We start from the raw sequence: 12,191 nt of genomic DNA on the forward strand, positions 1-12,191 counted from the left end.
CGTAGCGCGGTACGTATTCGTCCGGCGCGTTGACAGCCGGGTGGGCGAGGCGATACTGGTGGGTCCGCGTGAGGTACCGACGGGGGGTTGCGTTGACTGGTGGAGTTTTGCTGCACCGTGAACAGGAGCTGGCCGAGTTGGCCCGGGCGGTGGCCGGCGCGGGTGCCGGACGACCGGCTGTGGTGCTGGTCAGAGGGGTGCGGGGGATCGGCAAGAGTGCGCTGCTGCGGGCCGCGCTGGCCCGGATGCCGGGCGAGGCGGTGGTGCTGCGGGCCCGATGTCACGACAACGAGCGGGACTTTCCGTACGGGGTGGTGCGCCAGCTCTTCGACCCCTTCATGCGCATGTCAAGCAATGTCGCGCAGGGCGCCGAATTCCCCGGCGGGGAATTTCTCGCGACCGCGCTCCCGGAAGGTCCGGAAAGTCCCGGGAACGGTCGGGAACGGGTCCTCAGCAACCTTTTCCAGGCCGCCCGCTCACTGACCTCCCGAACCCCCGTCGTGATGGCCGTGGACGACCTCCACCTGGCCGACGAGGAGTCCCGGCAGTGGTTCTCCTACCTCGCCCGCCGGCTCGACGGCCTGCCGGTCGCGCTGCTCGCCACCACCGCCGACGAGGCCGACGACCCGCTCGCCGCCGAACTCGGCGCACTCGGCCACGCCCGCACCGTCACCCCCGGACCGCTCTGCGACAGCTGCGTCGCCGAACGGGTCGCCGAGGAGTTCGACGCCCCGGTCGACCCCGAACTGGCCGCCGTCTGCCACAACCTCTCCCGCGGCAACCCGCTGGTGCTGGAGGAACTCACCGCCCGGCTCGTCGCCGCCCGGATCTCCCCCGGCTCGCCCGACCTCGACACCGTGCGCCGGATCGGCGCCGGCACCCTCGCCGACACCACGCTCAGCTGGCTGCGGCAGAGCCACCCCCGGGCCGCCGACCTGCTCACCGGCCTCGCCGTCCTCGGCGCCGACGCCGACCTCGCCACCGCCGCCCTGCTCGCCGGCCAGGGCGAACTGCTCGCCGACGAGGCCCGCGAGGCGCTGCGCCGCACCGACCTGATCGAACCCGGGCCGCCCGAGACCTTCCGGCACGAACTCGTCCGCACCGCCGTCCTGGCCCGCACCGACCCGCGGATCCTGGTCGCCCTGCACGAGCGGGCCGCCGCCCTGCTGGTCCGGCTCGGTGCCCCGGCCGGCCGTACCGCCGAACACCTGATGTCCTCCGGCACCACCGGCCTCGACTGGGCCGTCCCGGTGCTGCGCACCGCCGCCCGGGACGCCGCCGCCGACGGACACTGGGACGACGCCGCCCGCTACCTCCAGCGCGCGCTCGCCGACACCACCGACCCGGACACGGTCCGCTCGCTCACCGGTCAGCTCGGCGCCGTCGAACTCCACCGGGACGTCGCCGCCGCCGCCCGCTGCGCCGCCGGCCTGGCCACCGTCGCCGACCCGGTCGACCGGGCCCGGCTGCTGGCGCCCTTCACCGGCCCGGTCCTGGCGCTCAGCTCCTCCGGCGCGGCCACCGTCCCCTTCACCGAGGCCGCCCACGCCCTCGCCGCCACCGCCGGACCCCCCGCCGACCTGCTGCTGCCGCTCGCCGCCCAGGCCCTGCTGACCGGCCGGCGCACCGCCCTGCGGCAGGCCGTCGCCGCCCTGCGCGCCGACCCCGCCGCCGCCTCGGCCCCCGCCCTGCTGGGCGCCCTGGCCGCGACGGCCGCCGCCGGCGGCCAGCCCCGTACGGCGGTCCGGCTGGCGGCCCGCAGCGTGCGCGGGGTCTCGCCCGCCGAGGCCGGCGTCGAGGTGCTCGGCGCGGCGATGGCCTACGCCTGGACCGGACGGCTGGACGAGGCGGCCGCCTGGGCCGGCCGGGCGGTCCGCTCCGCCCAGCGCTGGAACCACCGCGGCGAACTCGCCCTCGCGCTGCTCGCCCGCTCCGACATCGCCCACCGCCAGGGCCGGCTGGACGCCGCCCTGGCCGACGCCGAACACGCCGCGGAGCTGGCCTGCCGGGTCCGCGCCGAGGAACTCGCGGGCGCCGCTCGGGCCCTGGTCGTCCGGACCCGGCTGCGCCGCGGCCTGCCGGTGGACGGCACGGACCTCGCCGCGGTCGACCTGCCGGCCGAGGCCCACCCGCTGCTGCGCGCCGCGGTGCTGGAGGCCCGCGGCCTGCTCGCCGCCCACCGCGGCGACCACCAGCAGGCGCTGCGGCTCTTCCTGGAGTGCGGACACCAGCTGGCCGCCCGCGGCATCGCCAACCCGGCCTGCGTGCCGTGGCGTTCGCACGCCGCCCAGGCGTACCAGGCGCTCGGCGAACCCGCCGCGGCCCGGACCATCGCCGCCGAGCCGCTGCCCGGCGGCGACGCCCGCCCCCGCCCCGCCGAGGACCGCGGGCCGGCCATCGGCACCCGCGACGCCGGCCCGGTCCGGCTCACCCCGAGCGAACGCCGGGTCACCGAACTGGTCCTGCAGGGGCTGAGCAACCTGGAGGTCGCCGAGCGCCTCTGCCTCAGCAAGCGCACCGTCGACACCCACCTGGGCCGGATCTACCGCAAGCTGGCGATCAAGGGCAGGCCCGAACTGGCCTCGGCGGTCAAGGCGTTGTGACGTCCGGCGCCGGGGCGGCCCGGTGCACTGACGGTCCGGTGCCGTCCTGCCGTGACGCCGTGACTTCGTGACGCCGTGACAGCAGGACGGCAGGACCCGATCCCCCCGGTCGGGCCCTGCCGTCAGTCCCGGTCGCCGTCGGCCGGCGCCGAGACGACGCCGAACTCGGCGCCCCACGGGTCGCGCAGCACCGGCGGCTCCTCGCGGCCCGGGCGGATCAGCCGCGCGCCGAGCTCCACCGCCCGGCGCACGGTGTCCGCCGGGTCGAGGGCGCCGACGTGGGGCAGCCACTGCGGGCGGCCCTGGTCGCTCTCGACCACCCGGGCCCGTCCGTCCCCGTCGAGCTCGAACTCCCCGTCGGCGGTGAGCCGGTAGCCGAAGAGCGCGCCGTAGAAGGCCTCGGCCCGGGCGGCGAGCGGCACCCGCAGCTCGTGGCCGCTGATCGCGCCGGGTTCGTCGGCGAGCACCACGCCCTCGGCGCGGCTGCCCTCCCAGAAGCCGACCGCGGCGCCGGAGGGGTCGACGGCGAGGAAGAGCCGGCCGTTCGTCCCGACCGGCACCGGCGGCATCACCACCCGGCCGCCGTGGCGCCCGACCTGCGTGCAGGTGCGGGTGGCGTCCTTGGTCGCCAGGTAGATGTTCCACACCGCGCCCGGCGGCATCCCGGCCGGCGCGGCGCCGAAGCCGCCGATGATCTCCCCGCCGAGCATCGCGAGCTGGTAGTCGGGCGACTCGGCGACGAACTCCCAGCCGAACAGCGCCGAGTAGAAGTCCCGGCTCCCGTTCAGATCGGGAGTGATGCAGTCAGCCCAGCACGGAGCGCCGATGGCATAGCGGGTACGTCGAGGCACGACTCGTCCTTCTCCTTGGTCATTGCGTGATCGATCAGGCCCGCCGCCTCCTCCGCCCCGCCCACACCGGGCAGGTGCAGGCAGTGGGTCGGCGCCCCGGCGAGCAGGCCGGCCGATCCGGCCGGCCAGGTCTGGGTCGTGAACTCCCATGGTGCCAGCCGGACTTCCTCGTCGACGCCGCGACACAGCCGGACCAGCGCGGGCGGTGCCAGCCGGGCCCGTACCGGGACGACCGGGCCGAGGCACTCGGGGCGGACCAGCAGCACCTCGCCGCCGATCGGCGAGGCGACCGTGCGCCACATCCCCTCCGGCAGTCCGGCGCCGCGCAGCCAGGCCGCGGCGGGGCCGCGCGCCTCCAGCGGGGTGAGGTAGGGCAGCACGTGGCCGCTGCGGCGGTCCAGCACCAGCAGCCGTCCGGACACGAACTCCCAGGAGCGCTGGGCCAGCGCGGCGCCGACGTTCGCCTGTTCCGAGTACGGCCCGCCGAGCAGTGCGACGGTGGCGCCGCCCTTGGCCAGCACCACGGCCGGGAGCAGGCAGAACCGGTCCTGCAGCGCGGCGAACGGCGGCACGGCGGGCGGCACGTTGCCCCAGCCCCGGAAGGGCCGCCGCAGCAGCGGCGTGCCGTCGCTGCGGCGGACCAGGAAATCGCCCGGGGAGCCATTTCCGGCGGCGCCGGAGAATTCCACCCGCAGCTGGTCCGGATCCTGGGAAATCCCTGTGAGGTGAGGACCGAAATGGAACGAGATCTCATCGCGGTCGGCCCGGACGAGGCCGACCTCGATGCCGAAGAAGTTCAGCACAATCGGCTCGATAACCGGCACTGTCGCTCCTGACGGGTTTGTTGCACATTCAATTTCTTGCGGCGCCCGGAGTTCGGTCCCGGCCGGGTCGGCCCGGGTGGGGCGCGCGGGGGCAGGCGGCACCCTTCGGCGCGGTCGGCGCGGTCGGCGCGGTCGGCGCGGTCGGCGCGGCCGGCGCGGCGGGCCGACGGATGCGGCCGGCCGGTGCGGCCGGAAGGGGCCGGCGCGGGGACCGGGCCCGTCGGCCGGCCCGGTGGGCGGGTGCGTCCACCTGGGGCCTCGTCACCGCCCGACGGACGGTGTGCGATGAGGGGACGTCATGTGCGCGGTGTGTCGGCGGCTTTGCCGCTCACTCCCAGCGCCAGTCGCCCGGCGCGTTGATGCCGGGCAGCTTGGCCAGCCGGGACGTGCTGATCTCGTCGGCGAGGTGGCCCAGCGCGGTGGACACCGAGGCGACGGCGGTCGGGCCGGCGGTCGGCGCGTGGCTGGTCGCGGCCTGCGCCGACCCGGCCAGGACGCCGCAGGCCAGGGCGATCGCGGCGGCGGTGGTACAGGCGAACCTACGGCAGGAAAGCATGGAGTCCCCCAGGACGAACAGTGTTTCGGAAGCGGCGCCGGGCATTTCCCGCGACCGCTGCGGTCGACCGCCGGTGAGAGCGGTCCGCGGTCATTGGCGGGCCCGGCCGGGGAGCTCGCCGCTCCCCGACAACCGAAAGTCTGCTGCACGCCGAGGGGCACCGGAAGGTGTTCGGGACGGCAGGAAGAACGGCGTGGCACGATGGTGCCATTACCATTCCATTACCTTTCCCGGGCGGGCCGATCGACGGACCGGAACAGGAGGCTCCGGGCGGTTGTCCCGGTCCGCTCGCCCTGGCATGATCAGGCGGCAACTCGTCCGGTCGAAATTGCCGGTCGGGGCGACGGACTACGGGGGTGGTGCGCCGATGACGGACGGGATCGACGACGCCGCACAGGCGGTCTACCGGTTGATGCTGACTGATCATCATCTGGATGCCAAGGGGATCGCCGACGAGCTCGGCCTGCCCGAGGGACGCATCCGTGCCGCGCTCGACCAGCTCGCCGACCTCCGACTGCTCCGGCCGTCCGAGGAACTCCCGGGTGAGCTCCCGGGCGGCCTGCGGCCGGTCGACCCCAGGGTCGGGCTGCCGGCCCTGCTGCGCCACTACGAGTCCGTCCAGCAGCGCACCCAGCAGGAGTTCGAACGGCGCCAGAACGCGATCACCAGCCTGCTCGCCGAGTACCGGGACGAGACCGCCCGGGAGGACAGCCAGCTGGAGCGGCTGATCGGGCTCGCCACCGTGCAGGCCCGGCTGGACGAGCTGGTCCGCTCGGTCACCGGGGAACTGCTCACCTTCAACCCCGGCGGCGCCCAGTCCGCCGCCTCGCTCCAGGCCAGCCGCCCCGGCAACGAGGAACTGCTCGCCCGCGGCGTGGCGATGCGGACGGTCTACCTGGACAGCGTCCGCAAGGACCGGGCCACCGTCCAGCACGCCGAGTGGCTGACCGGCCTGGGCTGCGAGGTCCGGACGGTGCCCGCGCTCCCGCTGCGGATGATGGTCATCGACCGCCGGGTGGCCCTGGTGCCGATAGACCCGGCCAACACCCGCAAGGGCGCGGTGCAGATCTCCTCGCCCGGCGTGATCACCGCCCTCCTCTCCCTGTTCGAGCAGACCTGGTCCGACGCCACCCCCTTCGGCGCCCCGCGCGAGCGCGACGAGCAGGGCCTGACCCGCCAGGAGCACGAACTGCTCCGCCTGCTCGGCCAGGGCTACACCGACGAGGCGGCCGGCAAGCACCTCGGGCTCTCCCTGCGCACCGTGCGCCGGATGATGGCCGACCTGATGGACCGCCTCAGCGCCCGCAGCCGCTTCGAGGCCGGCCTCCTGGCCGGCCGCCGCGGCTGGCTCTGAGCCCGCCACCCTCCCCCGGGCAGTGGCATGAGTCACGTCGGAATCGGTCGGTTTCAGGTGTTCTGCCTGGTGATCGCCCTGCCGTCGCCGCGGTAGCCGGGTGACCGGAGGTCGGTGATCGCGTCGCGCCTAAATATGATCGGAAGCAACGATTGTCGGTTGGTGCCGATGGTCGTACGTGCAACCTGGGAAACGGTTGGGGCCGTCTCTCTGTGTGCGGTGCGCCAGATCGTCCGGGGCGTCGCTTCCGTCGGTGAAAGGTACGCGCATGTCAGGTCAGTGGGGCGAGGGCCCGGCTCGGGGCGAGGACGCACCCGGCGCGCTCACGACCGAGGGCACCGAGAGCGGCGGCGCCGTGCCGTCCCCCCGTTCCGGCGGCCGGGCCGAGGCCCGCCGTGCGGCCTCCCAGGGCAAGGGCGGCCGCGGCGGCAAGGCGACGGGCCCGGACACCGGCGGCCGGGCGGCCGCGCGCAAGAACGCCAAGCCGAAGAAGAACGTCAAGAAGATCGTCGCCTGGTCGGCGGCCGGCGTCCTGGTCCTGATCGCCGGCGCGGGCGGCGCGATCTACTTCAAGCTGAACGCCAACATCAAGTCCTTCGACGGCGACGCGATATCCCACGACCGCCCGCCCGAGGCGAAGGCCGACGCGGACGGCAACAAGCCGGTGAACATCCTGCTGATCGGCTCGGACAGCCGCGGCAAGAACAACGCCGACCTCGGCGGCGGCGAGGACGGCGGCGCCCGCTCGGACACCACGATCCTGCTGCACGTCTACGCCGACCACAAGCACGCCGTGGGCATCTCGATCCCGCGCAACACGATGGTCCAGCTGCCGTCCTGCAAGCTTCCCAACGGCAAGTGGACCAAGGGCGGCAACACCGACCTGTTCAACGCGGCCTTCTCGACCGGCGGCAGCGACGACGGGAACCCGGCCTGCACCCAGAACACCGTGGAGAAGCTGACCGGCATCCGGGTCGACCACACCATGGTGGTCGACTTCAACGGCTTCGCCGCGATGACCAAGGCCGTCAACGGCGTGGACATCTGCCTGCCGAAGGCGATCTACGAGGGCGACATCAACCCCAACCTGCACAAGAAGGGCGACCTCGTCCTCCCGGCGGGCAAGCAGACCGTGGACGGCCAGAAGGCGCTCGACTACGTACGGCTGCGGCACGGCATCGGCGACGGCTCCGACATCGGCCGGATGAAGCGCCAGCAGGCCTTCATGAGCTCCCTCATCAGCAAGATCAAGAAGGACGGGCTGAGCCCCACCAACCTGCTGCCGCTGGCCGACGCCGCCACCAAGTCGCTGACCGTCGACCCGGGCCTGAACTCGGCGGACAAGCTGCTCTCCTTCGGGCTGTCGATGAAGAACATCGACATGCACGACCTCAAGTTCGTGACGGCGCCCTGGCGTTACCGCACCCAGGACTCCAACATCGACCTCATCCAGTCGGACGCCAACAAGCTCTGGGAGACCCTCAAGGCCGACCAGACCATCGACGGCCAGAACGCCACCGGCCAGCAGCCCGACGCTCCCGGCAGCGGCACCAGCCCGGCCGCGCAGCCGCCCGCGCCCACCACCCCGGCCGCCCCCGCCGCGGACGCCTCCAACGCCGCGATCAAGGTGTCGGTCTACAACGGGACCGTCGTCAACGGCCTGGCCGGCAAGGGCACCGAACTGCTGAAGACCGCCAAGTTCGGCGCCACCACCGCGGGCCAGGCGGCGAGCACCAAGTACAAGACCACCACGATCGAGTACGGCTCCGGGCAGAAGGCCAACGCCGAGAAGATCGCCGCGCTGTTCCCGGGGGCCGAGCTGTCCTCCGGCAGCTCCAAGGGCATCTCGGTGATCGTCGGCCAGGACTTCGCGGCGACCACCGGCGGCGGCACCGGCTCGCCCAGCGGGACGGCCGGCGCCACCCCCGGCGTCCCGTCCCCGCCGCAGCCGCTGCCCACCACCGTCACCAACGACGCCCGCTCGGCGGACGACGACATCTGCGCCAACACCACGTACGGCAGCGGCGGCTGATCGCACCGCCCGCCCCGGGACCGACCCCCGACCGGCGTCCCAGGGCGCGCGGGCCCGGGGGTCGTGCCATCGTGGCCACAGGAGGAGGGGACGGGCACCGAAAGGCGGACCCCATGCCCGAGATCGCCCTGCAGTTCGACATCGCCGCGCCCCGGGCCGTCGTCCTCACCGCGCTCACCACGCACGACGGGCTGACCTCCTGGTGGACCACCGCGGTGGACCGGGAGGACGACGTCCTGCTGTTCGACTTCCCCGAGGTCCCCGAGCCCTTCCGGCTCCGGGTGGAGCGGGCCGACCAGGACCGGGTGGTGTGGACCAACGCCGGGGCCTTCCCGCCGCACTGGGCGGGCACCTGGATCAGCTGGGAGCTGGCCGAACAGCCCGGAGCGCCCGAACGCACCCGGCTGCTGTTCCGGCACGGCGGCTGGCAGCCGGGCAGCGAGGAGGGTGTCCCGGCGGTGGCCGGCACCTGGGCCGAGCTGCTGGTCCGGCTCAAGGACCACGCGCAGAGCGGCAAGGTCCAGCCGTACTTCGTCACCGCCCGGCGCCACGACGCTCCGTGACCGCGCCGTGACCGCCGTGCCCGCCAGCACCGGCCCGTACCGGTCCGCGACGACCGGAACCGGCCCTTCCCGCGACGCGCCGCCGGGAAATCGGCGGCTTCCCCCCGTTCCCGGGTAAGACTGCACCCATGCTGGGGCTACCGGACGACATCCGTGCTTTCCTCTTCGACCTCGACGGGGTGCTCACCCAGACCGCGAAGGTGCACGCCGCGGCCTGGAAGGACACCTTCGACGCCTTCCTGCGCGCCGAAGCCGCCCGCACCGGCGGGCCGTTCGTCCCCTTCGACGCCGTCGCCGAGTACGACGCCTACGTGGACGGCCGTCCGCGACTCGACGGCACCCGGACGTTCCTGCGCAGCCGGGGCATCGACCTGCCCGAGGGCGCCCCGGACGATCCGCCCAACTCCCGTACCGTGCAGGGGATCAGCCGGGCCAAGAACGACACCGTGCTGCGGATGATCCGGGAGCAGGGCGTCCAGCCGTACGAGGGCTCCGTCGCCTACGTGCACCGGATGCGCGCGGCCGGGCTGCCGGGCGCGGTGGTCTCCTCCAGCGCCAACTGCCGTGACGTGCTGCGGGCGGCGGGCATCGAGGACCTGTTCGAGGTGATCGTGGACGGCCAGGTCGCCAAGGCCGAGGGCCTGCCCGGCAAGCCCGCCCCGGACACCTACCTGTACGCCGCCCGCGCACTCGGTGTCGAGCCCGCGCACGCCGCCGTCTTCGAGGACGCGCTCGCCGGGGTGGCCTCCGGCCGGGCGGGCGGCTTCGGCGCGGTCGTCGGGGTGAACCGCACCGGTCAGGCCGCCGAGCTGCGCCGCGACGGCGCCACCGTGGTCGTCGAGGACCTCTCCGAGCTCCTGGGAGAGGGAGAGGGAGAGAAGGCATGAGCGAGCGCAGCGGGCTCATCATCGAGAGGTGCGTCTGGGCGAATGCCCCTGCCGAGCGCAGCGAGGTGGGCGCATGAGCCCCTCGGACAACTTCGCGATCGACCCCTGGCAGGTCACCGAGCAGGGCCTGGACCTGGGCGGGCTGGCCCGCGCCGAGTCGGTCTTCGCCCTCTCCAACGGGCACATCGGCCTGCGCGCCAACCTGGACGAGGGCGAGCCGCACGGCCTGCCCGGCACCTACCTCAACGGGGTCTTCGAGCTGCGCCCGCTGCCGTACGGCGAGGGCGGTTACGGCTATCCGGAGTCCAGTCAGAGCGTCATCAACGTGACCAACGGCAAGATCATCCGGCTGCTGGTGGACGATGAGCCCTTCGATCTGCGCTACGGCGAACTCATCAGCCACAAGCGCTGGTTGGACTTCCGTGAGGGGCTGCTGCACCGCGAGGCCGAGTGGACCTCCCCGGCCGGCCGGACCATCCGGGTGCGCTCCTCCCGGCTGGTCTCGCTCACCCAGCGCGCGGTCGCCGCCGTCGAGTACAGCGTCGAGGCGGTGGACGGCCCGGTGCGGATCGTGCTGCAGTCCGAGCTGGTCGCCAACGAGCAGCTGCCCGGCGGCCCCGAGGGCGACCCGCGCGCCGCCGCCGTCCTGGAGGCGCCGCTGCAGCCCGAGGTGCACCACGCCGGCGGCACCAAGGCCGTCCTGGTGCACCGCACCCGCTACAGCGGCATCCGGGTCGCGGCCGGCATGGACCACGTCATCGCGGGCCCGGAGAGGTCCGACACCGTCGCCGAGGCCGAGGCCGACCACTGCCGGATCAGTGTCACCACCGTCCTGGAGCCCGGCGCCAGGCTGCGGCTGACCAAGTTCATCGCCTACGGCTGGTCCGGCACCCGCTCGCTGCCCGCCGTCCGGGACCAGGTGGAGGCCGCGCTGACCGCCGCCCGGTACACCGGCTGGGACGGCCTGGTCGCCGAACAGGCGGAGTTCCTGCGGGAGTTCTGGGAGAACAGCGACATCGAGATCGAGGGCGACGTCGAACTCCAGCAGGCCGTCCGGTTCGCGATCTTCCACGTGCTGCAGGCCGGCGCCCGCAGCGAGGAACGGGCCATCCCCGCCAAGGGGCTGACCGGGCCCGGCTACGACGGGCACAGCTTCTGGGACACCGAGACCTTCGTCCTGCCGGTGCTCACCTACTGCCTGCCCGCGGCCGTCAACCAGGCCCTGCGCTGGCGGCACACCACCCTCCCGCTGGCCCGTGAGCGCGCCGCCCAGCTCGGCCTGGCCGGCGCGGTGTTCCCCTGGCGGACGATCCACGGCGAGGAGTGCTCCGGGTACTGGCCGGCCGGCACCGCGGCCTTCCACATCGGTGCCGACATCGCCGCCGCCGTCGCCCGCTACGTCCGGGCCACCGGGGACGAGGAGTTCGAGCGGGTGTACGGGCTCGAACTCCTCGTGGAGACCGCCCGGATGTGGCGCTCGCTCGGCCACCACGACGTCGCCGGGAAGTTCCGCATCGAGGGCGTCACCGGCCCCGACGAGTACAGCGCCATCGCCGACAACAACGTCTTCACCAACCTGATGGCCCAGTCCAACCTGCGCGCCGCCGCCGAGGCCGCCGTCCGTCACCCGCACGAGGCCGCCGAACTCGGCGTGGACACCGAGGAGACCGCCGCCTGGCGGGACGCGGCCGCCGCGATGTTCATCCCCTACGACGAGGACCTCGGCGTCCACCCGCAGGCCGACGGCTTCACCGACCACCAGGTCTGGGACTTCGAGAACACCCCGCCCGAGAAGTACCCGCTGCTGCTGCACTTCCCGTACTTCGACCTCTACCGCAAGCAGGTGGTCAAGCAGGCCGACCTGGTGCTCGCCATGCAGGTTCGCGGCGACGCCTTCACCGACGAGCAGAAGGCCCGCAACTTCGCCTACTACGAGCGCCTCACCGTCCGCGACTCCTCCCTCTCCGCCTGCACCCAGGCGGTCATCGCCGCCGAGGTCGGCCAGCTCGACCTCGCGTACGACTACACCGCCGAAGCGGCCCTGATGGACCTCCACGACCTCGGCGGCAACACCCGCGACGGCCTGCACATGGCCTCCCTCGCGGGGGCCTGCATCGCCCTGGTGGCCGGCTTCGGCGGGCTGCGCGACCACGGCGAGACGCTCGACTTCCGGCCCCGGCTGCCGTCCGGACTGATGCGGCTCAGCTTCTCGCTGCTGGTGCGCGGACGGCTGCTCGGCGTCCGGATCGGCCACGACGGGACGACGTACACGCTGCGCCGCGGCGAGGTCCTCCACCTGCGCCACGACGGGGAGGAGGTGGAGGTCAAGGCCGGCGCCCCGGTCACCCTGCCGACCGCCGCCCCGCCCGCCCAGGAGCGGTTCGCCCAGCCCCCCGGCCGGGAGCCCGCCCGCCGCCAGCCCCAGGCGGGCCTGGCCGCCGGCAAGCTCGGCCAGCAGGACCACCTGGCCGCCGAGTAGCCGTCCCGGGGCTCCGCCACCGCGGCCGTTCCGGACCCTCAC

General features: G+C 73.8%; 9 protein-coding genes. 6 read left to right on the top strand and 3 right to left on the bottom strand.

The features are described from left to right. Positions 1 to 107: 107 nt before the first annotated feature. Entirely contained in the window at positions 108 to 2,603 is a 2,496-nt protein-coding gene (locus tag IE332_RS03140; protein ID WP_189913464.1) for an AAA family ATPase, read from the top strand. Positions 2,604 to 2,725: 122 nt separating this feature from the next. On the opposite strand, the gene IE332_RS03145 is transcribed toward IE332_RS03140, so the two are convergent. The 3 genes from IE332_RS03145 to IE332_RS03155 form a co-directional block, all read right to left on the bottom strand. Continuing rightward, complete coding sequence (locus IE332_RS03145) at positions 2,726 to 3,454, bottom strand: VOC family protein (protein WP_189913465.1); 729 nt, start codon at positions 3,452 to 3,454, stop codon at positions 2,726 to 2,728. Then, the gene (locus IE332_RS03150; protein ID WP_189913466.1) at positions 3,388 to 4,257 is read right to left on the bottom strand and encodes a hypothetical protein; all 870 of its coding nucleotides are present in this window, start codon (positions 4,255 to 4,257) and stop codon (positions 3,388 to 3,390) included. Before IE332_RS03150 ends, IE332_RS03145 begins: the two co-directional genes overlap by 67 nt. A 349-nt stretch (positions 4,258 to 4,606) precedes the next feature. After that, positions 4,607 to 4,834 (bottom strand): hypothetical protein, encoded by a 228-nt coding sequence (locus IE332_RS03155; protein ID WP_189913467.1) that lies wholly within the window; start codon positions 4,832 to 4,834, stop codon positions 4,607 to 4,609. Positions 4,835 to 5,201: 367 nt separating this feature from the next. On the opposite strand from IE332_RS03155, the gene IE332_RS03160 reads away from it, so the two are divergent. From IE332_RS03160 to IE332_RS03180, 5 genes are all read left to right on the top strand, one after another. Further along, positions 5,202 to 6,188: a helix-turn-helix domain-containing protein gene (locus tag IE332_RS03160; RefSeq protein ID WP_189913468.1), complete on the top strand. Its 987-nt coding sequence runs from the start codon at positions 5,202 to 5,204 to the stop codon at positions 6,186 to 6,188. A gap of 268 nt (positions 6,189 to 6,456) precedes the next feature. Continuing rightward, entirely contained in the window at positions 6,457 to 8,220 is a 1,764-nt protein-coding gene (locus IE332_RS03165; protein ID WP_189913469.1) for an LCP family protein, read from the top strand. 113 nt (positions 8,221 to 8,333) lie between these two features. Further along, the gene (locus IE332_RS03170; RefSeq protein ID WP_189913470.1) at positions 8,334 to 8,783 is read left to right on the top strand and encodes an SRPBCC family protein; all 450 of its coding nucleotides are present in this window, start codon (positions 8,334 to 8,336) and stop codon (positions 8,781 to 8,783) included. A 128-nt stretch (positions 8,784 to 8,911) separates the two neighbouring features. Then, positions 8,912 to 9,670, top strand: a complete 759-nt coding sequence (locus IE332_RS03175) for an HAD family hydrolase (RefSeq protein WP_189913471.1) — start codon at positions 8,912 to 8,914, stop codon at positions 9,668 to 9,670. 73 nt (positions 9,671 to 9,743) lie between these two features. Then, the gene (locus IE332_RS03180) at positions 9,744 to 12,149 is read left to right on the top strand and encodes a glycoside hydrolase family 65 protein (protein ID WP_189913472.1); all 2,406 of its coding nucleotides are present in this window, start codon (positions 9,744 to 9,746) and stop codon (positions 12,147 to 12,149) included. The last annotated feature ends 42 nt before the right edge of the window (positions 12,150 to 12,191 follow it).

This window comes from Kitasatospora xanthocidica (assembly GCF_014656195.1).
Lineage (GTDB): Bacteria > Actinomycetota > Actinomycetes > Streptomycetales > Streptomycetaceae > Kitasatospora > Kitasatospora xanthocidica.